The sequence below is a fragment of the Parerythrobacter aurantius genome, assembly GCF_045291475.1.
In the GTDB taxonomy this organism is placed as follows: Bacteria; Pseudomonadota; Alphaproteobacteria; order Sphingomonadales; family Sphingomonadaceae; genus Parerythrobacter; species Parerythrobacter aurantius.
The window spans coordinates 1,108,270-1,131,361 of the sequence record NZ_CP147985.1; the positions used below are offsets into that span (position 1 = coordinate 1,108,270).

Here is a 23,092-nt window from a genome sequence, read left to right on the forward strand (position 1 = left end):
CGCCACGAAATGCGGTTTTGTAAGAAGCGATCACAACCCGTCCTTGCTTGGCAGCGTGCGAAGCTGCCCGACCCGATTTTTGCGGGAACCCCTCCCCGCTTTGCGTGTTGAGAGGGTTAAGTCGGAAAAGATTTACGACGCAACAGCGGCGTAGAAGTCCCGCGATAGTCCGGCTTGAAGACGCGCCGAGTCGTTGAACGGCGGCTTAATCGCACCCCTGAAATGCTGCTTAACGAGCGCGCGCCACCGATTCTCCGGTTGTTCGCCAAGGCTTTTTGCAGCCTGCACGAAATGCTTTGTGCCAAAAGCGACATGGCGAATCTCGTCGTCAAGGATTCTCTGGAGGATGCGAACTCCCTGCCCGTCGCCCTGCGCAGCGACCCGGTCGCGCGTGGCGGGGGTGACGTCGAGCCCCCTTGCTTCGAGCACCATCGGTACGACCGCGAGCCGCGCCATGACGTCATGCCGCGTCGCTTCCGCCGCTTCCCACAGCCCCGCATGGGCAGGCAGCGCGCCGTAGCGACTGCCGAGGCTGCGCAACTTGCGGTCGAGCAGCGCGAAATGCATCGCCTCGTCCGCCGCCACCGACAGGAAATCATCGGTGAATTCGCGCGGCATCTGCGCGCCGAACCGCCCGACCATGTCGAGCGCCAGGTCGATCGCCACGAATTCGATATGCGCGAGGGCATGCCACAGAGCGATTCGCCCTCGCTCCGATCCGCCTTTCCCGCGCCTGGGCATGCAGCTCGGCGACAAAAGCTCGGGTTCGGCAGGCCAGGAGGGGCGATCAGGCATCGCGCAATCGAAGCGCCATGCCAGCCGCCCCAGGCGCCATTGCCGCGCAACGTCACGGGCCGCAAAGGCCTTGGCCCTGGGCGCGGCTGTGAGCAGCGCTGCCCGGATCGCGCCGGCAAGCGAGGGCAGTTTGTCGCTCAAAGCGCCTGCGCTGCCGCCAGCACTTCCTCGACGTGGCCCTTGACCTTCACCTTGTCCCACACCTTGGCAATCCTGCCGTCGGGCCCGACGAGATAGGTGGTACGGACCATGCCCATGTAGGTTTTCCCGTACATGCTCTTCTGCGTCCAGATGCCGAGCGCATCGGACAGTCCGCCTTCCTCGGCATCGGTCGCCAAGGCAACGGCGAGCGAGTGTTTGGCGATGAATTTCGCGTGCTTCTGCGGGGGATCCTTGCTCACGCCGAGCAAGGCGCATCCGGCTGTGTCGAATTCACCTTTCGCGGCAGAGAAGCCGGTGGCTTCGGTGGTGCAGCCCGGTGTGTCGTCCTTGGGATAAAAGAAGATCACCAGCTTCTGCCCGGCAAAATCCGACGGCTTCACACTGCCGCCATCGGGCGTTGCCATTGCGATATCGGGCATCGGGTCGCCCACCCCGGGATAGCTGCTCATGTCTCGATCTCCAGCTTTTCTTGGAACACGGATTGCCATGCGGCGGCGACGCCTTGCCGCGCCTGTGCTAGCGCCTGCAAGAGCGTTTTGGGTCCATCACAGCCACAAGCCCGCGCCAGCACCTCTGCCGCCGCCCCGTCCGGCATCTCGAGATCGGGCGCAAGCAGTCGCGCGCCCACGATCAGCCGGGTCAGGAAATCATGGGCGCTCTGGATCTCGCCCGGCAGCATTCCCCTTTCAATCAGCGCGCCACAGGCCTCGCCCAGCCGGGGGGTCAAGGCCGCCGCGTCGCGCAGCTGCAGGAAATGGACGAGGAACTCGAGATCGACCAGGCCGCCCCGGAGCAGTTTCGCATCGAGGGGGCCCTTGGGCCGCTTGTGCACGGCCATTTCCTCCCGCATGGCCAGCACATCGGCGCGCAAGCCGGCGGCATCGCGCGGCATGGTCAGCACATCATGCAGGACCGTCTCGAGCCGGGAAGCCGGTCCCGCCGGCCCTGCCACCACCCGCGCCCGCGTCAGGGCCATGTGCTCCCAGGTCCACGCTGCCTCGTGCTGGTACTTCGCAAAGGCTTCGACACTCACTGCGAGCGGACCCTGTGCGCCCTGGGGCCGCAGGCGCGTGTCGATTTCGTACAGTGCACCCTCCGACGTCGGCACGCTGAGCGCCGCACTGACCCGCTGGGCCAGCCGGTTGAAATAGAGCGTCGGCCCAATCGGGCGCGGGCCGTCCGATTCGCCTTGGGGGTTGCCCGAAAACAGGAAAACGAGATCCAGATCCGACGCATGGGTCAATGCGCTGCCGCCCAGGCGCCCGAGCCCCAGCACCAGCAGGTCGCTGCCCGCTATCCGCCCGTGAAGCCGTTCGAATTCGGTGCTGGCTTCCTTCACCGCGACCCGCAGCGCGGCTTCGGCGACGCGCGAGAGCCCTTCGGCAATTTCCAGCGGGTCATGCTGCGCTTCGATCAGTTGCACGCCGAGTGCGAACCGCTGTTCGCCGGTGACGATGCGTATACGATCCAGCAGCTTTTCGTAGGGCAAGGCCGCATCGACGGGTCCCATCGCGCGGGCGAGCGTATCGACGTCCCCGGGCAGGTCGAGGGCGCTCCTGTCGATCAGCGTATCGAGCAGGGCTGCATGGCGGGTCAGCGCTTCGGCCAGCGGCGGGGCGAAGGCGAGCACGCGCAGCAACTGGTCGAGCAGGCCGGGCCGGGCGTCCAGCAGGCGGAACAGGTTGATGGCGCTCGGCAGGCTGGCGAGCAGCCGTTCGAACCGAACGATGGCCCGGTCGGGGTCGGCAGCCTTGCCCAAAGCCTCCACCATCGCCGGGAGGATGGCGCGGAAGGCATCGCGGGCGCTGGCGGACCGCAGCGTGCGATAATCGCCGTCGAGCCAGCTCGCGATACGCTCGGCCAGCCGCAGCGCCCGCTCGTCGCCCGCCTGTGCCAGCTCGGCCTCGAGATCCGCGACCGGTCGCGCGCGATCGGGGCTGGTGGTGGTCTCCAGCAGCCGGTCGAACCGCCGCCCGACAGCATCCGTCAGCGCCTCGAGCTCGCCCACCAGGGCCGCACCGTCCGCCAATCCCTCCAGCCGGGCGACATGATCGAGTGCATCGCCGGCCGGAAGCGCGTGGGTCTGGCGATCGTCGATCATCTGCAGCCGGTGTTCGAGCACACGCAGCCGGTCGTAGCTTTCGCCGAGCAGCAGCGCGTCCTCGTCCGAGACGATTCCGGCCTGTGCCAGCGCGTCGAGTGCCGCCCGGGTCCCGCGCAGCCGAAGCGCTGGGTTTCGCCCGCCATGGATCAGCTGGTGGGTCTGGGCGAAAAACTCGATCTCGCGGATGCCGCCGCGCCCTTTCTTGAGATCGAATCCTGGACCGGGGCGCCGGGGCCCCTTGTAGGCATCGCGGATGCGGCTTGTGAGCCGGCCGATTTCCTCGATTGCGCCGAAATCGAGGCTGCGACGCCAGACGAAAGGGGCAATGGTGCCAAGGAACTCCGCGCCTGCGACCACGTCGCCCGAACAGGCCCGTGCGCGAATGAAGGCCGCCCGTTCCCACGCCAGCGCCGAGCTTTCGTAGTGGGTCAGCGCCGCGTCGCGGGAAATCGCCAGGGGGGAAACTTCAGATGCGGGTCGCAGCCTCAGGTCAACGCGGAAAACATAGCCGAGCTCGGTAACGTCGGAAAGCAGCGCCACGATTTCGCGGGCATAGCGTTGCGCCGCCTCGCCCGGCTCGTCCCGTTCGCGCCGTGCCATCCGTTCGGGATCGTAGAGCAGGATCGGGTCGATATCCGAACTGTAGTTGAGTTCGCCCGCGCCATGCTTGCCCAGGGCCAGGGCCATGAAACCGTCGCTGCCCGCACCCTCCACCCGGCGCGCGATGGCCGACGCAATCGCCCGATCGAGGGATCGGTCGGCCAATGCCGACAGCTCGGCCATGACGCGATCGAGCCCGAATGCGCCCGCGAGATCGCCGATGGCCAGCGCCACCGCGTAGGCGAGCCGCTCGCGCCTGAGCGCAGCAGCGATGTCCGGCCCGTCACCCTGCGCCGCAGCCCATGCCAGCGCCTCTTCGCCTTGTCCTTTCGCGAGGAGGCCCGCCAGCTCGGGCTGGCGCTCGAGCCCGCGCGCAAGGAACGGTGCGTGGACCCGCGCCCTCTCCAGTGCCGATTGCCAGTCCGCCGCCATGGGGAAGCCCTGCCTTGCCCCGGGCGCACAAGCAAGCGCCCTTGCACCTTCGGCCCTGCTTTGCGAGAAGGCCCCCAGCCCAGAACCTGAATCGGGGGATGTCCTTCATGAAACGCCTCATCCTTGCTGCCACGGCAGCGCTCTCGCTTGCGGCCTGCGATGCCGTGCCCGGCATGGGCAGCGCGGATACGCTCGATATTCCCGAGGTCGCCAATGGCGAGATCTCCGAAACGACCATGAAAGAGGTCACGAAGACTCTCTCGGCCGACGAATTCGAAGGCCGGATGCCGGGCACCCCGGGCGAAGAAAAGACCGTCGCCTACCTCATCGAGAAATTCCAGGCCGCCGGCCTCAAGCCGGGCAATGGCGAAAGCTGGGTGCAGGAAGTGCCGCTGGTCGAGATTACCGGCAAGGATTACGCACCGCTGACAGTGAAGGGAGAAGGCGTCGACCTCAGTTTCGCCCCGTCGAAGGACTGGGTCGGCGTATCCTACAGGGAAGAGGTGCAGACCTCGCTCGAGAACGCGGAGCTGGTCTTCGTCGGCTACGGCATCAAGGCCGACGAGAAAGGCTGGAACGACTACGCCGGCATCGACATGAAGGGCAAGATTGCCGTCATCCTCGTCAACGATCCCGATTTCGGCACCGAGGGGCTGGACGGTCCATTCGGCGGCAAGGCGATGACCTATTACGGCCGCTGGACCTACAAATACGAAGAGGCCGCCCGCCAGGGCGCGGCCGGCGCGCTCATCGTCCATGACGATGCGCCGGCCTCCTATGGCTGGAACGTGGTCGAATCCTCGTGGACCGGTCCGCAGGCCTATGCCCAGCGGGGCGATAGTCCGCCGCCGCTGACCGATATGAACGGGTGGGTGCAGAAATCCGTCGCCGAACAGATCGCCAAGGCCGCGGGGCAGGACTTCACCAAGCTGGCGGCCGACGCCAAGAAAAAGGGCTTCAAGCCCGTACCGCTCGGGCTGACCGCCTCCACCAGCTTCCGCAACGATATCCGAACCTATAATTCGCAGAACGTCATCGGCATCCTGCCGGGTAGCGAACGGCCCGACGAATATGTCATCCACACCGCGCACTGGGACCACCTCGGCCGGTGCACGCCCGCGCCCGACGGCGACGACATCTGCAACGGCGCGGTCGACAATGCCACCGGCACGGCCGCGCTCGTCGCGCTGGCAGAAGCCCATGCCAAGGCGGGCGCGCCCAAGCGGAGCCTCGTGTTCCTGGCCGTGACTGCGGAAGAGCAGGGTTTGCTCGGGGCCGACTATTACGCCGCCAACCCGGTCTTCCCGCTCAGCCAGACGGTCGGCGGCATCAACATGGACGCCTTCCTGATCGCAGGGCCTTCGAAGGATGTCACCGTGGTCGGCCAGGGCAAGTCGCGGCTCGAGGAATTCCTCGAAGCGGCGCTCGCTGCCGATGGCCGTACGATCACACCCGATCCCTCGCCCGAAGCGGGATACTATTACCGCTCCGACCACTTCGCTTTCGCCAAGCGCGGCGTGCCGATGCTGTATGTCGACGGCGGCGAAGACCTCAAGGAAGGCGGCCGTGCAGCGGGCGCCGCGGCGGCGACCGATTATCGCGAGAACCGCTATCACGGCCCGAAGGATGAATATTCCGAGGATTGGGACTGGTCTGGCGTGATGGCCGACCTGCAGCTGTTCTACCGCATCGGACGGATGCTGGCCGACAGCAGCAGCTGGCCCAACTGGGCGGAAGGCGACGAGTTCAAGGCCAAGCGCGACGAGGATTGCGCCGCTGCCGAAACCGGTTGCTGACGCCAGGGTAGGCCAGAGAAGGCCAGAAAGAGGAAGCCGCGCTATGTCGATCCTCATGCCGCCCGAATGGGCGAGGCAGGACTGGTTGTGGATCGGCTTCCCGCACCTCGCCGACGAATGGCCGGGCTTTCTGGAGGCCGCGCAGGAGCAGATGGCGGACTTCGCCAGCGCCGTAGCGGAGAGCGGCCAGGAAGTGCGGCTGCTGGTGCGCGACGAAGCCAACGAGGCGCGCGCCCGGTCACTGGTGTCGGAAAAGGCAAGGCTGGAGCGCCGGGTCTATGGCGACATCTGGCTACGCGACACCGGGCCTCTGGTACGGGCGGACGGATCGGCGCTGCGCTGCGGCTTCAACGGCTGGGGCGAAAAATACCTGATGCCCGGCGACCAGACCATCGGGGCGGAAGTGGCCCGCGACGCGGGGCTGGCGGTAATCGAGAGCGACTGGATCCTCGAGGGTGGAGCCATCGACGGAGACGGCACCGGGCTGGTCGCGACGACCGAGCAATGCCTGCTCAACCCCAATCGCAATCCGCAGCTGTCGCGCGCCGATATCGAGATGCGGCTGGAACGCGATCTCGGCTTCGACCGCGTGCTGTGGCTCGGCGAGGGCCTCGTCAACGATCACACCGATGGCCATGTCGACAATCTTGCCCGCTTCATAGCGCCCAACCGACTGGTCGTGCCGCGTGCCACCGGCACGGACGATCCCAATGCCGCAATCTATGCCGATGCCAAAAACCGCGCCGAAGCCTTCGGCGTAAAGGTTGAAGCGATACCTTCCCCGGGTCGTATCGAACGGGGCGGCCGGGTCGAGCCGGCGAGTTACGTCAACTTCGCCATCACGACCCATCTCGTCGTCGTCCCGACTTTCGGTTCGCCGCATGACGAGGAGGGTGTCGCCGCGATCGCCGCGCTGTTCCCGGACCGCGACACGATCGGCCTGCCGGGCGACGCCGTGCTGGCAGGCGGCGGCGGCTTCCATTGCGCCAGCCAGCAGATGCCCTCGCTGCCGCTGCGTTAAACCTTTCTTAGCTCCCGGGGCGCAATCTGCGCGGCATGACCAGGTCCCGCGCCGCTTCGATCGCCACAACTGCCGCTGCCGAACTGCGCGGCGCGATCGTCATGTCTTGCGCCCTGGTCCTGATACTCGCCGCAGGCTGGCATCCCTTCTGATCCCTTGCGGAGCGGGTCCGCGTAACCGTTTTCCAGTCGGGCGCGAATGACCTGTCGACTCTTCGACAGGATCGACCATGCACAAACACGTCTGGATCGCACTGGCGCTTGGCGCCGCGTCCCTTACCACCGGCACTCTGGCGCTGAACGGGCGACCGGACATATCGCCCGACCGGGCCGCACCACCCAAAGCCATGTCGGCCGCTGTCGCGCAGCTCCCCGTGGTGGTCGAGTTCTTCACCAGCCAGGGATGTTCCTCCTGCCCGCCCTCCGACCGGCTGGCAGCCAGGCTGGCGCGCGAGCCTGGCGTGGTGGTGATCCAGCGGCCGGTTACATACTGGGACCGGCTCGGATGGCGCGATACGCTGGCATCGCCCGCCAACACTGCCTTGCAGCAGGCCTATTCGCGCAAGGGACTGGCCGGGCGCAACGGGGTCTATACCCCCCAGGCCGTCGTCGCCGGACGCAGCGGCCTCGTCGGTTCGCAGGAGACGGCCTTGCGACAGCGGATTGCCGAGGCGCGCAAGCTCGGCGGGCCGGAAATCCGGTTTCAGGCCAAGCACGACGGCAGCCTTGAGATCATGATCGACAAAGCCGGTGCCCAGCGCGCGCAGGTTCTGCTGGTCGGGCTCGATCGCGAGGAAACGGTCCAGGTCAGCCGGGGCGAGAACGGCGGCCGCAGCCTTGCCTACACTAATATCTGGAAAGGCGAACGCGTGCTGGGCACGCTGGCCGGTGGCACTGCAAGGTACATGATCGATGCCGCCGACAGGACCATTGCCGGGGCAAACCGGTATGCCGTCGTGGTACGCGAGCATGCGGCGGGGCCTGTCCTCGCCGGACGGATGCTGCCCTAGAATAGCCTAACGACGGCGACGATTGCGGTCGCGCCCAGCACCAGGCCGGTAAACCCCCGCCAGGTCCTGTCGGACAGCCGGCCTGCCGCATCGTTTCCGACCCGATTGCCCAGCAGGACCAGCGGGAAGAGTGTCGCTGCAAGGACAGGCAATTGCCATTCCAGCAGTCCGAGCGCAGCGCCCGATCCGAGGCCTGCGATACAGGCCACGGTAAACACCATCAGCATCGACGCCTTGGCGACTTGGCGGGGGATGTCGCGGCCGACGTAATAGGGCACGACGGGCGGTCCCGGCATGCCTGCAAATCCCGTCAGCAGGCCTGCCCCGATGCCGACGGCACCGGTGACGACAGCCCCCGGCTGGCGCGAGGGGCGCGTGGGCAGCATGACGATGGCAAAGGCCGACAGCGCCACGAGGGCGATCAGCAATCTTGCAACGCCCGTTGGTGTTGCCGCCAGCGCCACCATGCCCGGACCGGTTGCCAGGAGAACGAGGCCGGAGATGATCCACGCCGATCGCTCGGCATGGGCGAGGAACTGGCGGATCTCCGTCAGCCCGATGAACAGGCCGAGGAAATTGACCAGCAATACCGATTCCACCGGGGTCAGCGCCAGCGCCAGCACCGGCACCAGCACGATGGCCATGCCGAACCCCGTGACCCCGCGCACGAAGGACGCCACAAGGGTCGCGACCACCGCCACCCCGAGCTGGGTCAGGCTGAAGCCGGCAATGTCCACCCCCCGCCTAGGCCTCGATCAGCGCAGGTCGGGCGGGGTCGCCTCGGCCCGGATCATGGCAATGGCATCGTCGAGCGTCATGACCTTCTGGTGCTCGACCCCCAGCGTGCGGACGGCGACGGTGCCTTCCTCGGCCTCGCGCTTGCCTACGACCAGCAGGTGCGGGACCTTTGCCAGCGAGTGCTCACGCACCTTGTAGTTGATCTTCTCGTTGCGCAGGTCGCTCTCGACCCGGATACCCGCGGCTTCCAGCCTGGCGACGGCCTGCTTGGCGTAGTCGTCCGCCTCCGAGACAATTGTCGCCACCACCGCCTGCGTCGGGGCGAGCCACACCGGCAGGCGGCCGGCGAAGTGTTCGATGAGGATGCCGATGAAACGCTCGTAGCTGCCGAAGATTGCGCGGTGGAGCATCACCGGGCGATGGCGCTCGCCGTCCTCGCCGATATAGCTCGCATCGAGCCGTTCGGGCAGCACGCGGTCGGACTGGATCGTGCCGACCTGCCAGGTGCGGCCGATCGCGTCGGTGAGGTGCCATTCGAGCTTGGGCGCGTAGAACGCCCCTTCGCCGGGCAGTTCTTCCCAGCCGTATTCCTCGGTGGCCAACCCTGCGTCGATCACCGCCTGGCGCAGTTCGTTCTCGGCCTTGTCCCAGTCTTCGTCGGAACCGAAACGCTGTTCGGGACGCAGCGCCAGCTTGACCGCATAGGTGAAGCCGAAGTCCTTGTAGACCTTGTCGGCCAGTTCGCAGAAGCTGCGGACTTCCTCTACAATCTGGTCCTCGCGGCAGAAGATGTGGCCGTCATCCTGCGTGAACTGGCGCACCCGCATCAGCCCGTGGAGCGCGCCGTGCGGCTCGTTGCGGTGGCAGCAGCCGTTCTCGACCAGCCGCAGCGGCAGGTCGCGGTAGGACTTGATACCCTGCTTGAAGATCAGCACGTGCGCCGGGCAGTTCATGGGCTTCAAGGCCATCCACTGCGCATCGTCGGAGACGATCGGACCCTCGTCGGCAATGTTTGGGACCTCGTCGGGGATGACGAACATGTTCTCGCGGTACTTGCCCCAGTGGCCGGACTTTTCCCACTGGCGGGCGTCCATTACCTGCGGGGTCTTCACCTCGCGGCAGTCGGCACCCTGCACCGCGCGGCGGATGTAATCCTCCAGCATGCGGTAGATGGTGTAACCTTGCGGATGCCAGAACACGCTGCCGTGGGCCTCCTCCTGCAGGTGGAACAGGTTCATCTCGCGCCCCAGGCGGCGATGGTCGCGCTTGGCGGCTTCCTCCAGCCGGTGGAGGTGCGCGTCCAATTGCTTCTTGTTGAGCCAGCCGGTGCCGTAGATGCGCGTAAGCTGCGCGTTCTTCTGGTCGCCGCGCCAATAGGCCCCGGCGACGCGCATCAGCTTGAACGCCTGCGGGTCGAGCCTGCCGGTCGAGGGCAGGTGCGGGCCGCGGCACATGTCGAGCCAGTCGTCACCGCTGCGATAGACGGTCAGCTCCTCGCCCTCGGGCAGTTCCTTGGCCCATTCGGCCTTGAAGACCTCGCCTTCGGCCTCCCACTTCTCGATCAGCTGCTGGCGGCTCCACACTTCGCGCGTCAGCGGCTTGTCGGCGCGGATGATCTCGCGCATCTTTTCCTCGATCGCGGGCAGATCGTCCATGCTGAACGGCTCTCGCCCCTCGGGCGCCTTTACGTCGTAATAGAAGCCATCGTCTGTCGCCGGGCCAAAGGTGATCTGCGTGCCGGGCCACAGCGCCTGCACCGCTTCGGCCAGCACGTGGGCGAAGTCGTGCCGGGCCAGTTCCAGCGCCTCGGCCTCGTCGCGGGCAGTGACCAGAGCGAGCTGCGCGTCGCCGTCGAAGGGACGGCCCAGGTCGCGCAGTTCTCCGTCCACGCGGGCGGCGATGGCGGCCTTCGCAAGGCCGGGGCCGATCGCGGCGGCAACGTCGGCGGGCGTCGAGCCCGGTGCCATTTCGCGCACCGAACCGTCAGGCAGGCTGATCTTGAGCAATTCCGTCATCGTCTCATCCGTTCCACTTGGCGAGGCCCATGGCACAAGGGCGCCCGCGCTAGAAGCGGCGTTTGCGGGAAAATCGCGATTTCGGGAGGAAACGCCAGCCACCCGAAACCGGGTGGCGATGTTCGTGCCTAGGCCACGACCATCCGCCCCCGGTTGCCCGAGGTGGTGGTAGTCGTGCCGGTGGTCACACACTTGGCCATGGGCAGCGAATTACGCCGACGGGCCGGTGTTGGCAAGACCAACGAAAAAGGGCCCCGCCGAGCAGGGCCCTTCCGGGGGTCTGCGGTGACCGCTGAGGTCAGGCCGCCTTGGGGGTGGGTATGGTTCCGGGGTGGATAGGCGTAGCGGTATAGGCCCGCTCCTCCGCCGCTTTCTTGTCGAGGTGCTTCTTCACGAAATACCCGCCGACACCGAACGCAATCATGGTGGGGATGCTCATCCGCGCGATGACGGCCGGAACGGCTGCGCCAAGGATTGCCCCGGTCGGGCCGCTGATGCCGCGGGTCTTTTCCGCGATGTTGCCGCCGACGATGGCTCCGATCATTTTACCAAGCATGTGTATCTCCTTCGTTGGTCCGTAAACGGCCAGCGGGGGAGAGAGTTCCGCCTAGTCCGACAGCTTGCGGCTGCCGGCCGGCGAGGTCGCGACGTGGGTGCCGGCCAGCCGTGTGCTGCGCTGGCGGACGGTGTCGAGGAAGCGGTATTCGCTGCTTGCGCGCTGCGGCGTCAGTTCGACCGCCATGTACCCCCGCCGGGCCGTATCGACCCATTTAAGTTGCGGGTTGGTCTCGACCATCGCCGTGGCCAGCCTGTCCGACGGTATCCGACCGAGAAAGGTTTCGAGCCCTGGCGATGTCACGCTCTGCCCGCCAAACTCGACGCCGACCCGCGCACCGCCATGGTCCAGCTCGAACGCCCAGGCGTTGTGGGTATCGCCCGTCAACACGACCAGATTGGCATCGGCTTCGAGCGATGCCTGGAACAGTCGGTCGCGCGCGGCGGGATAACCGTCCCATGCATCGAGGTTCGAAGGTATCCCGGCCTTGCTCGCTACCATGGCCGCCGAAAGGCGCTGCCGCACGAATTCCGGCAAAGTGTCGGTAATCGCGGACTCGATGATGGACGGGGCGCGGGAATTGCCCATGAGCACTTGCTGCGCCAGCACCTGCCACTGCTTGCCAGCGGCCCGCGAGGTCTTGAGACCCTTTGCCAGCCAGGCTTCCTGAACGGCACCCAGCATGCTGCGGGACGGGTCGAGATAGTCGCCCTGGCGGAACGCCGAAAGCGCCCGCATCACCGCTTCGGGGTCGCTTTTCCCGGCGAGAATGTCGGCCACGCTGAACGGCTCGGCGCGCGCGGTGAGACGCGTTTCGATCCGGAAGATGGTTGCCAGATGGCCGATGTCGTAGCTGGCCCAGTCCTCGTCGCTGACCGGCAGCCATTCGCGATAGGCCTGCAGCGCCACCCGCTTGCGGACGGACCACTCGCCTTCGCTCTCCGGCTGGTGGTTCTGCGCCCCGTCGGCATAGCTGTCATTGGCGGTTTCGTGGTCGTCCCACACCATGATCATCGGATAGAGCTGGGTCAGCCGCTGCAAATCCGGGTCGCGGCGATAGATCGCATGGCGCGCCCGGTATTCGGCCAGCGTGACGATTTCGCCGGCAGGATTGAGGACCCGTCCGGCGATGGTCTGTTCCGGGGAGGGATAATTGCCGGCCTGGTATTCGTAGAGATAGTCGCCGGTGTGCACGACGAGATCGAATTCGTCCGCCTCTGCGGCGTGGCGATAGGCGTTGAACCAGCCGAAGCCGATGTTGGCGCAGGAGAACACCGCCATGCGGAAACGCTCGACGTCACCTTCCGGCAAGGTCCGGGTGCGACCTTCGGGCGAGGCGATGCCCGCCGCATCGATGAAGCGATAGGAATACCAAGTGCCGGGCGCGAGGCCCTCGGCTCGCACCTTCAGGCACCAGTCCCGCTCGGGCGAGGCTTCGACCTCGCCGCCGGCCACCACGCGCCCGGTGGTCGGGTCGGTGACTTCCCAGCGCACCTGAGCCGGCTGGGCGGCGACATAGCGGCTCCACAGCAAGACCCCGTCTGCCGAAGGCTCGCCGCTCGCCACGCCATAGGCGAAGCCGTCCTCGCCTGCCTGCGCCGCCAATGGTGCGGCGATCAGGCCCGCACCCAACCCCATCCCCTTCAGCAGGCTGCGCCGGTCGAGCGCACCCACGGGTGTCGCTGCTGGGGGTTCGCTCGGGATCATGCGACTCTCCTCCGAAGGGTCTGCGCTCTTCCCTAAACTGCGTGAAGCCGTCATGACAGGGCCGATGTACGCGCCACGATATTTCACCCTGCCTGCCGGGGGCCGCATGGCCTATCGCCATGCCGAGGGACGTTCCCCCACCCTCGTCTTCCTGCCCGGCTACATGTCCGACATGGAAGGGGGAAAGGCCACCGCGCTGTTCGACTGGGCGCAAGCCCACGGTCAGGCCTGCCTGCTTTTGGACTATACGGGCTGCGGGCGAAGCGAGGGCAACTTCGCCAACGGGACCCTGTCGAAATGGCGCGACGAAGTGCTGGCGCTGATCGACGCGACGATCGACGGGCCCGTGGTGCTGGTCGGATCGTCGATGGGCGGTTGGCTCAACCTCATGATCGGCATCGCCCTTGGGGAGCGGCTGGCGGGGCTGGCAGGAATAGCCGCCGCACCCGACTTCACCGATTGGGGCTACAGCGCGGCCGACAAGGCGAGGCTCGCGGCCGGCCAAACCGTGTACGAGGACAATCCCTACGGTCCGGAACCGCCCCCGATGCACCCGGGCTTCTGGGCCGACGGGCAGGCCAACCGGTTGCTGGGCGGCACCATTCCGCTAAGCTGCCCAGTCCGCCTACTGCACGGACAGGCCGATGCCGATGTGCCCTGGGAAACGAGCATCCGGCTGGCGGCGGCGCTGGCCACCGCCGATGTGGTCGTTACCATGGTGAAGGACGGCGACCACAGGCTCTCGCGCGAACAGGACATCGCGCGCTTGCTGGAAATAGTGGAGGAATTGCTGTGATTGCCCTTTCCGTGCTCGACCTTGTGCCTGTCCGGGAAGGCGGCACTGTGACCGACGCCTTCGCCGCCAGCGCAGAATTGGCCCGGACGGCGGAGCGCGCAGGCTACCGCCGCATCTGGATTGCCGAGCATCACGCGATGGAAGGCATTGCAGGCGGCGCGACGTCTGTTGCCATCGCCCATATCGGGAGCGTCACCAGCACTATCCGCATCGGCTCCGGCGGCATCATGCTGCCGAACCACACCCCCTTCCAGATCGCCGAACAGTTCGGGACGCTCGACGCGCTCTACCCGGGTCGGATCGACCTTGGACTGGGGCGCGCGCCTGGGGCAGGGCCGGAGTTGCAGCGGGCGCTGCGCAAGAATCTCCACGCCGCCAGCGAATACTTCCCGCAGGACGTGATCGAATTGCGCGCGCTGCTGACGGGCGACCTCGACCTGCCGATCAAGGCCACCCCTGGCCATGGCTCGAACGTCGAGATGTGGATGCTCGGCTCCAGCCTGTTCGGCGCGCAGCTCGCGGCCCGGCTGGGCCTGCCCTACGCCTTCGCATCGCATTTCGCGCCCGATCATCTCGACGACGCGCTGGCCATCTACCGACGCGATTTCCAGCCCTCGGCAGCGCTCGAGAAGCCCCATGTGATGGCAGCAATGCAGGTCATCTGCGCGCCGACCGACGAGGAAGCGCAGTTCCTCGCTTCGAGCCAGGCTCAGGCATTCGTTCGACTGCGCACCGGCAATCCCGGCAAGCTGCCGCCCCCGGTCGAAGGCTATCGGGCGAGCCTGCCCGCGCCGGCGCAGGCCATGCTGGCGCACCTGGAGCAGGCGGCCGCCATCGGGTCTGCGGAAACGGTGCGTAACCGCATCCGGGCCTTCATCGAACGTACCCGCGCCGACGAGATCATCACCGCCGGGTCGACCTTCGATCCCGCGGCGCGCTGCCGCTCGCTTGAGCTGACCATGGACGCGCTGGAGCGGATCGAGGCATGAGGTCGGCAGACATACGAAACCGGCGCTTGCGGCCCATGGGACAAAAGCCTATCGGCGAAACAATACTGCGTTAGACGGCAATCATATAATAGTCGCGGCGCGGAGCAGGCTCAGCAGAGGAGCGCTCGCAGGATGAGCAGCACTGAGGACAAGACCGCCGCACCGGTGGACCCCAAACTCGTCAAGACCCTGATCGGCAAGCTGGAAGACGTGATCCTTCCGGGTGACGACCCCTTCGCCAAGGGCGAACTCGAGGAAGCGGCGCGCTTCATCCTGGCGATTGCCATGCGGCGCAAGCAGGGTGAACCGCTGGTCGCGCTGCAATCGGCCCTCGGCGAAAAGCGCATGCTGCGTATCGCGTTGATCAACGACGACATGCCGTTCCTGGTCGATTCCGTGGCCGCCACCATCGCTGCGCATGGCCTGTCCATCAACCGGCTGGTCCACCCGGTATTGCGTGTGGCGCGCGACGAGGGCGGCATCCTCACCGGCTTTCCCGGGAAAGGGGCACCGGTTCCTGCCGAATCGATGATCTACCTCGAGACCGAGCGCGTCGATGCGAGGCTCCGGCGCGAGATCGAGCAAGCGCTCAAGGTGACGCTGGCGGATGTGCAGGCGGCCGTAGTTGATTGGCCCAAGGCCCAGGCGCTCATGCTGGCCGATGCCGAGGCGATTGCCGAACGGGATGCCGAAGGAACCGAACTGCTGCGCTGGCTCAACGATGCCATGCTGACCCAGCTTGGCCATCTCACGCGCAATCGCGACGGATCAGTCGACGAAGTGACCGGCATCTGCCGCAAGAGCGCGCGTGAGATCCTTGCCGATGCGTCGTTCGACCGGGCGTTCGCCTGGTTCGACGGCAAGGGCGGCGAGCGTCAGCTGCCGCTGATCGTCAAGGCCAATCGCACCTCCAACGTCCATCGTCGCGTCCCGCTCGACCTGTTCATCGTGCCGCGCATGGACAGAAAAAAGGTCGCTGCCTTGTCGGTCCACGCCGGGGTCTGGACCAGCGCTGCGCTGGCGTCGAAGCCTTCGGCGGTTCCGCGCCTGCGGACCAGCCTGGCTGCGCTGATGGAGCATTTCGACCTCAATCCTTCCGGCCATACCGGCAAGGCGCTGGTCCACGCGCTGACCGAACTTCCGCACGACCTGACCATCAGCTTCGCGCAGGAGGATATCAGCCGGCTGGCCACGACCATGATGAGCCTGGTCGATCGCCCGCGCCCGCGACTGGCGCTGGTCGAGGCCCCGCTGGCCCGTCACCTCTATGCCTTCGTATGGTTGCCGCGCGACCTGATTTCCACCGACCTCAGGCACCAGGTCACCGCGATGCTGCAGGAAGCGACCGGATCGGAATTGCTCGACTGGGGTCTCGATGTCGAAGGCGGCAACCTCGCGCTGCTGCGTTTCGTCTTCGATATTCGGGACACGGGCAAGGCCTACGACGAGGCCGCGCTGGAGGACCGGCTGCAGGACATGGTCCGCGGCTGGGGCGAAGCGGTCGAGAACGCCCTCGCCGGCCATCATGAACCGGGGCGCGCCGCGGCGCTTGCCTCGCGCTATGCCGATGCCTTCCCGCTGAGCTACCGCACCACGCACGGAGCTGCCGAGGCCGCCACCGATATCGATCGCCTGCGCCGCCTGGCCAGCCACTCGGGCGAGGGGGCCGGCGACGAAGGTGGCGACCGCCGCGATGCTCGGCTCTATCGCCTCGAAGGCGATGCCGCGGACCGGCTGCGGCTCAAGGTGTACCAGAACGAAGGTGCCCTGCCGCTGTCCGATGCCGTCCCGGCGCTCGAGAACTTCGGTTTCCGGGTCATTTCGGAAGTGCCCGCGCCGCTGAACGGCGGCGCGCTCGGCACAGTCCACGACTTCACCGTGGAACTTGCTGGCGGGGGCGATGCCGATGCCTTGCTCGAACGCGCCGATGCCATCGAACAGGCCATCGCGCAGGTTCTCAACGGCCATGCCGAAGACGACAGCTTCAACCGGTTGGTGGCCTCGACCGGTCTTAGCGCCAGCGAGGCCGAATGGCTGCGCGCCTTTTACCGCTACCTGCGCCAGACGGGCATGACCTTCACCATCTATACGGTGGTCGACGCGCTGGCCCGTGCTTCCGACGTCACGCGGGCGCTGGTCCGGCTGTTCGTGGCTCGCCATGATCCGGCCTTCAGCGGCAACCGCGAGGATGCGGCCGAGACTGCGGCTGCGGCCATCAAGTCCGGCCTCGCCAAGGTGGCCGCCATCAACGACGATCGCCTGCTGCGGCTCTATCGCAGCGTGATCGATGCCATCCTGCGGACCAATGCCTTCGCCCCGGCCGGGCGCGAGGCGCTGGCCTTCAAGATCGATTCAGCGCTCCTCCCGAACCTGCCCAAGCCCGTTCCCTGGCGCGAGATCTGGGTCTATTCGCGCCGGGTCGAAGGCATCCACCTGCGCTCTGGCCCGATCGCCCGCGGCGGCCTGCGCTGGTCGGACCGGCGCGACGACTTCCGCACCGAGATCCTCGGCCTGATGAAGGCGCAGAAGGTCAAGAACGCCGTCATCGTCCCCTCCGGCGCCAAGGGCGGCTTCTACCCCAAGCAATTGCCCGACCCGGCCCGCGACCGCGACGGCTGGGCGGCCGAGGGACAGGCCAGCTACGAGCTTTTCATCCGCACGTTGCTCTCGGTCACCGACAACATCGTCGAGGGCAAGGTCGTGCATCCCGATGACGTGGTGATCCGCGACGGCGAGGATCCCTATTTCGTGGTCGCCGCCGACAAGGGCACGGCCAAGTTCTCCGATGTCGCCAACGGTATCGCGCAGGCGCATGACTTCTGGCTCGACGACGCTTTCGCCAGCGGCGGTTCCAACGGATACGACCACAAGGCCATGGGCATCACAGCCAAGGGCGCCTGGGTCAGCGTGCAGCGGCACTTCCTCGAGATGGGCACCGACGTGCAGAGCGAAAGCGTCCGCGTTGCCGGCTGCGGCGACATGTCGGGCGACGTTTTCGGCAACGGCATGCTGCTGTCCAAGGCGATCAAGCTGGTCGCCGCCTTCGATCACCGCCACATCTTCATCGATCCCGATCCCGATCCGGCGAAGAGCTGGAAGGAACGCCAGCGCATGTTCGACCTGCCGCGGTCGAGCTGGGAAGACTACGACGCTTCGTTGATCAGCAAGGGTGGCGGGGTCTATCCGCGCAGCGCCAAGAGCATCAAGCTGTCCAAAGCGGCGCAGAAAGTGCTGGGCATTGATGCAGGCGAGATCGAACCCGATGCGCTGATCAGTGCCATCCTCAAGGCGCCGGTCGACCTGCTGTGGTTCGGCGGCATCGGCACCTATGTCAAAGCCACCAGCGAGAACAACGTGCAGGTGGGCGATCCTGCCAACGACGCATTGCGGGTCGATGCCAGGGCACTGCAGGCCAAGGTCATCGGCGAGGGCGCCAACCTTGGCGTCACGCAGGCTGCGCGAATTGAATTTGCGCTGGAAGGTGGACGGATCAACACCGACTTCATCGACAATTCGGCCGGGGTCGACTGCTCCGACAACGAGGTCAACATCAAGATCGCCCTCGCCGCCGCCAAGCGCGACGGCAAGCTGACCGAAAAGAAGCGCGTCACGCTGCTCGCCGGGATGACCGACGAGGTTTCGGACATCGTGCTCGAAGACAATCGCCTGCAGGCGCTGGCGCTGTCGATCGCCCAGCACGGCGGCGCGGATGCCACCGCATCGCTGCTGCGGGTGTCGGAACGGCTGGAGGAACTGGGATATCTCGACCGGCGTACCGAAGGGCTTGCCGACAACGAGACGCTCAACCGGCGTGCTTCGGACGGGCATGGCCTGACGCGGCCGGAGCTCGCCGTGCTGCTGTCCTACGCCAAGCTGGCGCTGCAGGACGCCATCGAGGCGAGCGACCTGCCCGACGATCCGGCGCTCGAGCGCAACCTCGAGGAGTATTTCCCCGTGCCGATGCGCAAGGCCTACCGGGAGCAGATCGGCAACCACCGGCTGCGGCGCCAGATCATCGCTACCGACCTTGCCAATCGCATTGTCAACCGGCTCGGCATCGTGCACCCCTACGAGCTGGCGGAAGAGGAAAGCGTCGGCCTCGCTGATATCGCCACGGCGTTCATCGCCGCCGAACGGCTGTTCGATGTCCGCTCGATCTGGGACGAGCTCGACGTCGCAAAGATGCCCGAACTGACCCGGGTCATGCTGTTCGACCGCGCTGCGGTCGCCATGCGTATCCAGATGGCCGACGTGCTTCGAGCCGCCCCCGGCCTGACCTCGCCGAGCAAGCTCGTGGCCGAACTGGGCAGCCATGTCGAGCAGCTGCGCAGCGGGACGGAACAACTGATGGGCGCCGAAGGCCGGGCCCAGTCCGGAAGGTTGCGCCGCGAATTCGCGCAGGCGGGCGCTCCCGAAAAGCTGGCCTCTGCGGTCGCGCACCTGTTCGATGTCGACGGTTCCGTCGGGCTGGCCAGGCTGGCGAGCGACGCGGGGATCGAGCCGCGCAGCCTTACCAATGCCTTCACGACGCTGGGCCAGGAACTGGGCCTCGCCTGGGCGCAGGGCACGGCGGCGCTGATGAACCCGTCCGACGTATGGGAACGCCTGCTCGTGGCCGGCCTCGCGCGCGATTTCCAGCAGATGCGGCTGGAGTTCCTGCAGCGACTGTCGCGGCGCAAGGGGATGAAGGAAAACCCCTGCGGCGCGGTCGGAGACTGGCTGGACGAGCATGCGGCAGCGATCGGCCAGTTCAAGGCCATGATCGGCCGGGCGCAGGCACATTCGCCCGTGGCCCCCGCGATGCTGGCGCAGGTCGCGAGCCAGGCCCGGACCATACTGTCGCGCTGATCCCTTCGCCGAAGCTGCTTGACGGCGAGCCCCGGCCCGTCCCATGCGGCGAACCATGGATCACGCCGATATCTGCATCGTCGGGGCCGGGCACGGCGGCGCGCAAGCCGCCATCGCGCTGCGGCAGAAGGGTTTCGAAGGAACCATCGCACTCGTCACCCGCGAGCAGGACCCGCCCTACGAACGCCCGCCCCTGTCGAAGGAATACCTTGCCGGCGAGAAGGCCTTCGAGCGGATCATGATCCGGCCCGAAGCCTTCTGGGTCGACAAGGGCATCGACCTGCAACGCGGCCGTGCGGTGGTGAAGGTCGATCCTCAGGCGCACTGCGTCGTCTTTGCCGACGAAAGCATCCTAACCTATGGCAAGCTGATCTGGGCTGCCGGCGGCGACGCGCGGCGCCTCTCGTGCGAAGGCGGCGACCTTGCCGGGGTCCACACGATCCGCGATCGCCCCGACATAGAGCGGCTCAGGACCGAACTCGACGGCGGCGCCTGCCAGGTTGTCGTCATCGGCGGCGGCTACATCGGGCTCGAAGCTGCGGCCGTGCTGCGCAAGTTCGGCTGCGAGGTCACGGTCGTCGAGGCGCTCGACCGGGTGCTGTCGCGGGTTGCGGGCGAGGACCTGTCGAGCTTCTACCAGGATGCCCACCGGGCCGAGGGAGTCGCGCTCCGCCTGTCGGCCAAGGTCGAGGCACTGGAGGGTATGGACGGCCGGGTCACGGGAGTGCGGCTTGAGGACCTTGAGGTCCTGCCCGCCGAGATGGTGATCGTGGGCATCGGCATCATCCCTGCCATCGGCCCGCTGATCGCGGCAGGGGCGGCCGGATCGAACGGCGTCGATGTCGACGAATTCTGCCGCACGACGCTGGAGGATGTCTATGCCATCGGTGACTGTGCCGCGCATGTGAACGCTTTTGCCGACGGGGCCGTTCTCCGGCTCGAATCGGTGCAGAATGCCAACGACATGGCGACCACCGCCGTGCTGCACATCCTCGGCGAGCCCAAGCCCTACGAGGCTACACCGTGGTTCTGGTCGAACCAGTATGACTTGAAGCTCCAGACCGTCGGCATTTCGCTGGGCTTTGAGGCCACCGTCCTGCGCGGCGATCCGGCGGAACGCAGCTTCTCGGTCGTCTATCTCAGGGGCGGCAGGGTTATCGCGCTCGACTGCGTCAACCGCACCAAGGACTATGTGCAGGGCCGCAAGCTGGTCGAGGCGCGGGCGCAGATCGATCCGCAGGTGCTGGGCGACGGCGACGTGCAGCTGAAGGAGATGCTGTGACGCCATGATCGCGGGCGGCGACGGCAGGCCCATGTTCGAAGGGCTCAAGGTCGTGGACATGACCAGCGTCGTGTTCGGCCCCTATGCAACGCAAATCCTCGCCGATTTCGGGGCCGAGGTGATCAAGGTCGAAGGGCCGACCGGCGATGCCTATCGCTATGGCGCCAAGCCCGCGAAAACCGCCGGCATGGGGCCCGGCTTCATCGCGCTCAATCGCGGCAAGAAATCGGTCGTGCTCGATCTCAAGGACGAGGCCGACAAGGCGGTCATGCGGTCGCTTCTCGCCGAGGCCGATGTCTTCATCCACAACGTCCGGGCCGAGCCGGTCGAGCGGCTCGGATTCGGTTACGAGGCGGTGCGCGCGCTCAATCCCGGCATCATCTATGTCCATTGCGTCGGCTTCGGCTCGGGCGGACCCTATGGCGGGCTGCAAGCTTATGACGACGTCATCCAGGCCGCCACCGGCACCGCCTCGCTGCTCCCTCGCGTCGACGGCGATCCTCGCTATCGCTACCTGCCTTCGCTGATCGCCGACAAGGTCGCGGGGCTCCACGCAGCCTATGCCACCATGGCCGCGATCGTCCACCGGCTGCGCACGGGCGAGGGACAGTTCGTCGAAATGCCGATGTTCGAAAGCTTCACCAGCTTCATGATGAAGGAGCATTTGGACGGGATGACCTTCGACCCGCCCAATGCCGCCGCCGGTTACGCGCGGCAGGTCGATCCCGACCGGCAGCCGTTTCCGACCAAGGACGGCTGGATCAGCATCGTGCCTTACACCCTGCCGCAATTTCCCAAGGTCGTGGCGCTGCTGGGCGATCCCGAGCTAGCGGGGGAAGAGCGGTTCGGGGACCTTCGCGGGATCGCTGCCGCAACCGCCGAACTCTACCGGCGCATGGCCCAGCTGACCCCGGCGAAGACGACCGCCGAATGGCTGGACGTCCTGCGCCCGCACAATGTGCCTTGCATGCCGGCGACCGACATCGACGACGTGCCGGGCGATCCGCACCTCGCGGCAGTCGGCTTCTTCGAGATGTCGGAGCATCCGAGCGAAGGATTGCTCCGCCAGATGCGCGAACCCTCAAGCTTTACCGGCTGGTCCGCTCGATCGCTGGGCCATGCGCCCTTGCTGGGCGAACACACTGGCGAATTCAGGAAGGGCTGAGGCGGTCGAGGGCCCAGTCGGCCGCTTCGGCCACCACCGCGTCTGGATCGGAGCGAAGTCTTTCGACCTGCGGCAGCAGGCCGGCATTGCCGCTGTTGCCGGCCGCGATCAGGCAGTTGCGCACGAAGCGGTTACGCCCGATCCGCTTGATCGGCGAGCCGCTGAACAGCCTGCGGAACCCTGCATCGTCGTGCGCGAGCAAGTCCGCCAAGTCCGGCGAGACCAGCTCTTCCCGTGCAACAAACGCCTGATGGCGCGCGGCGGTATCGGCGAACTTGTTCCACGGGCACACCGCCAAGCAGTCGTCGCAGCCGTAGATGCGGCCCCCCATCGCCTCGCGGAATTCATGCGGGATCGGGCCGGCGTGTTCGATCGTAAGATAGGAGATGCATCGCCGCGCATCGAGTTTGTAGGGCGCCGGAAAGGCATTTGTCGGGCAAGCGACTTGGCACGCGTTACACGATCCGCACCGATCATCGTGCGGAGCATCCGGCTCGATCGACAATGTCGTGTAGATCGCGCCGAGGAACAGCCAGCTGCCATGTTCGCGGCTGACAAGATTGGTGTGCTTGCCCTGCCAGCCGAGGCCAGCCAGTTGCCCGAGCGGCTTTTCCATCACCGGGGCGGTATCGACGAAGACCTTCAGCTCGGTTCCCGGCACCTCCGCCACCAGCCAGCGGGCCAGCGCCTTCAGCGCTTTCTTGACGACGTCGTGATAGTCCCGGCCCTGGGCATAGACCGAAATCTTCGCGTCGCCCTCGGCCAGCGGATCGACCTCGGGCGCGTAGCTCATGCCGAGCGCGATGACCGTCTTCGCTTGCGGCCACATCGACAACGGGCCCTGCCGCACTTCGGCGCGGTCTTCCATCCAGCCCATCGAGCCATGATGTCCGGCATCCAGCCATTCGCGCAGCCGCGCCGCGCGGACCGGATCGTCCTGCGCCGCTGCGAAGCCTATCGCGGCAAATCCCAGCCTTTGCGCTTCGGCGACCAGCCGCGCCTTGAGGTCGGGACTTGCAGCTTCGTTAACCACGCTTATGGTCGCTCCCGTTCACTGGCGGCGGTTAACGCGCCGAC

The 23,092-nt window shown here is 66.5% G+C and carries 16 protein-coding genes; 8 read left to right on the forward strand and 8 right to left on the reverse strand.

Annotation, left to right across the window (positions count from 1 at the left end; all coding sequences use genetic code 11):
• Positions 1-132: 132 nt before the first annotated feature.
• From WAB17_RS05475 to glnE, 3 genes are read right to left on the reverse strand one after another with little or no spacing between them, the layout of a single operon-like run.
• Complete coding sequence (locus WAB17_RS05475) at positions 133-924, reverse strand: ferritin-like domain-containing protein (RefSeq protein ID WP_435419338.1); 792 nt, start codon at positions 922-924, stop codon at positions 133-135.
• A gap of 8 nt (positions 925-932) precedes the next feature.
• Entirely contained in the window at positions 933-1,406 is a 474-nt protein-coding gene (locus WAB17_RS05480) for a peroxiredoxin (RefSeq protein ID WP_435419007.1), read from the reverse strand.
• Positions 1,403-4,093, reverse strand: a complete 2,691-nt coding sequence (gene glnE, locus WAB17_RS05485; RefSeq protein ID WP_435419008.1) for a bifunctional [glutamate--ammonia ligase]-adenylyl-L-tyrosine phosphorylase/[glutamate--ammonia-ligase] adenylyltransferase — start codon at positions 4,091-4,093, stop codon at positions 1,403-1,405. Before glnE ends, WAB17_RS05480 begins: the two co-directional genes overlap by 4 nt.
• A gap of 107 nt (positions 4,094-4,200) precedes the next feature.
• Between glnE and WAB17_RS05490 the strand changes: the two genes are divergently transcribed.
• The 3 genes from WAB17_RS05490 to WAB17_RS05500 all read left to right on the forward strand — a co-directional run bounded on the left by WAB17_RS05490 (position 4,201) and on the right by WAB17_RS05500 (position 7,919).
• A complete protein-coding gene (locus WAB17_RS05490; protein WP_435419009.1) occupies positions 4,201-5,889 on the forward strand; it encodes a M28 family metallopeptidase in 1,689 nt (562 codons plus the stop codon).
• Between the two features lie 43 nt (positions 5,890-5,932).
• Positions 5,933-6,910 (forward strand): agmatine deiminase family protein, encoded by a 978-nt coding sequence (locus tag WAB17_RS05495; protein ID WP_435419010.1) that lies wholly within the window; start codon positions 5,933-5,935, stop codon positions 6,908-6,910.
• A 229-nt stretch (positions 6,911-7,139) separates the two neighbouring features.
• Complete coding sequence (locus WAB17_RS05500) at positions 7,140-7,919, forward strand: DUF1223 domain-containing protein (protein ID WP_435419011.1); 780 nt, start codon at positions 7,140-7,142, stop codon at positions 7,917-7,919.
• Here WAB17_RS05500 and WAB17_RS05505 read toward each other — a convergent pair.
• From WAB17_RS05505 to WAB17_RS05520, 4 genes are all read right to left on the reverse strand, one after another.
• Positions 7,916-8,656 carry a TSUP family transporter gene (locus WAB17_RS05505; RefSeq protein WP_435419012.1) on the reverse strand — a complete coding sequence of 247 codons (741 nt, stop codon included), beginning with the start codon at positions 8,654-8,656 and terminating at the stop codon, positions 7,916-7,918. The genes WAB17_RS05500 and WAB17_RS05505 overlap by 4 nt on opposite strands.
• Before the next feature lie 18 nt (positions 8,657-8,674).
• Positions 8,675-10,672 carry a threonine--tRNA ligase gene (thrS, locus tag WAB17_RS05510; RefSeq protein WP_435419013.1) on the reverse strand — a complete coding sequence of 666 codons (1,998 nt, stop codon included), beginning with the start codon at positions 10,670-10,672 and terminating at the stop codon, positions 8,675-8,677.
• A 298-nt stretch (positions 10,673-10,970) separates the two neighbouring features.
• Positions 10,971-11,228, reverse strand: coding sequence for a hypothetical protein (locus tag WAB17_RS05515; protein ID WP_435419014.1), 258 nt, complete (start codon positions 11,226-11,228; stop codon positions 10,971-10,973).
• A 51-nt stretch (positions 11,229-11,279) separates the two neighbouring features.
• Positions 11,280-12,935, reverse strand: a complete 1,656-nt coding sequence (locus tag WAB17_RS05520; RefSeq protein ID WP_435419015.1) for an alkaline phosphatase D family protein — start codon at positions 12,933-12,935, stop codon at positions 11,280-11,282.
• A gap of 64 nt (positions 12,936-12,999) precedes the next feature.
• On the opposite strand from WAB17_RS05520, the gene WAB17_RS05525 reads away from it, so the two are divergent.
• From WAB17_RS05525 to WAB17_RS05545, 5 genes are all read left to right on the forward strand, one after another.
• Complete coding sequence (locus WAB17_RS05525; protein ID WP_435419016.1) at positions 13,000-13,731, forward strand: alpha/beta fold hydrolase; 732 nt, start codon at positions 13,000-13,002, stop codon at positions 13,729-13,731.
• Positions 13,728-14,720, forward strand: a complete 993-nt coding sequence (locus tag WAB17_RS05530; protein ID WP_435419017.1) for an LLM class flavin-dependent oxidoreductase — start codon at positions 13,728-13,730, stop codon at positions 14,718-14,720. Before WAB17_RS05525 ends, WAB17_RS05530 begins: the two co-directional genes overlap by 4 nt.
• A 132-nt stretch (positions 14,721-14,852) precedes the next feature.
• Positions 14,853-19,568, forward strand: a complete 4,716-nt coding sequence (locus WAB17_RS05535) for an NAD-glutamate dehydrogenase (RefSeq protein WP_435419018.1) — start codon at positions 14,853-14,855, stop codon at positions 19,566-19,568.
• Between the two features lie 55 nt (positions 19,569-19,623).
• Positions 19,624-20,850 (forward strand): NAD(P)/FAD-dependent oxidoreductase, encoded by a 1,227-nt coding sequence (locus tag WAB17_RS05540; protein WP_435419019.1) that lies wholly within the window; start codon positions 19,624-19,626, stop codon positions 20,848-20,850.
• Positions 20,851-20,854: 4 nt separating this feature from the next.
• Complete coding sequence (locus tag WAB17_RS05545; RefSeq protein WP_435419020.1) at positions 20,855-22,015, forward strand: CaiB/BaiF CoA transferase family protein; 1,161 nt, start codon at positions 20,855-20,857, stop codon at positions 22,013-22,015.
• Here the strand turns inward: WAB17_RS05545 and queG are convergent.
• Positions 22,002-23,048, reverse strand: coding sequence for a tRNA epoxyqueuosine(34) reductase QueG (queG, locus tag WAB17_RS05550; RefSeq protein ID WP_435419021.1), 1,047 nt, complete (start codon positions 23,046-23,048; stop codon positions 22,002-22,004). The two genes, WAB17_RS05545 and queG, sit on opposite strands and share 14 nt — an antisense overlap.
• Positions 23,049-23,092: the final 44 nt, after the last annotated feature.

What these genes read in the sequence shown, in the direction of transcription:
- WAB17_RS05480 (WP_435419007.1), bottom strand. Translation starts at nt 1,406, where the DNA reads ATGAGCAGCTATCCCGGGGTGGGCGACCCGATGCCCGATATCGCAATG.
- glnE (WP_435419008.1), bottom strand. Translation starts at nt 4,093, where the DNA reads ATGGCGGCGGACTGGCAATCGGCACTGGAGAGGGCGCGGGTCCACGCA.
- WAB17_RS05490 (WP_435419009.1), top strand. Translation starts at nt 4,201, where the DNA reads ATGAAACGCCTCATCCTTGCTGCCACGGCAGCGCTCTCGCTTGCGGCC.
- WAB17_RS05495 (WP_435419010.1), top strand. Translation starts at nt 5,933, where the DNA reads ATGTCGATCCTCATGCCGCCCGAATGGGCGAGGCAGGACTGGTTGTGG.
- WAB17_RS05500 (WP_435419011.1), top strand. Translation starts at nt 7,140, where the DNA reads ATGCACAAACACGTCTGGATCGCACTGGCGCTTGGCGCCGCGTCCCTT.
- thrS (WP_435419013.1), bottom strand. Translation starts at nt 10,672, where the DNA reads ATGACGGAATTGCTCAAGATCAGCCTGCCTGACGGTTCGGTGCGCGAA.
- WAB17_RS05515 (WP_435419014.1), bottom strand. Translation starts at nt 11,228, where the DNA reads ATGCTTGGTAAAATGATCGGAGCCATCGTCGGCGGCAACATCGCGGAA.
- WAB17_RS05520 (WP_435419015.1), bottom strand. Translation starts at nt 12,935, where the DNA reads ATGATCCCGAGCGAACCCCCAGCAGCGACACCCGTGGGTGCGCTCGAC.
- WAB17_RS05525 (WP_435419016.1), top strand. Translation starts at nt 13,000, where the DNA reads ATGTACGCGCCACGATATTTCACCCTGCCTGCCGGGGGCCGCATGGCC.
- WAB17_RS05535 (WP_435419018.1), top strand. Translation starts at nt 14,853, where the DNA reads ATGAGCAGCACTGAGGACAAGACCGCCGCACCGGTGGACCCCAAACTC.
- WAB17_RS05540 (WP_435419019.1), top strand. Translation starts at nt 19,624, where the DNA reads ATGGATCACGCCGATATCTGCATCGTCGGGGCCGGGCACGGCGGCGCG.
- WAB17_RS05545 (WP_435419020.1), top strand. Translation starts at nt 20,855, where the DNA reads ATGATCGCGGGCGGCGACGGCAGGCCCATGTTCGAAGGGCTCAAGGTC.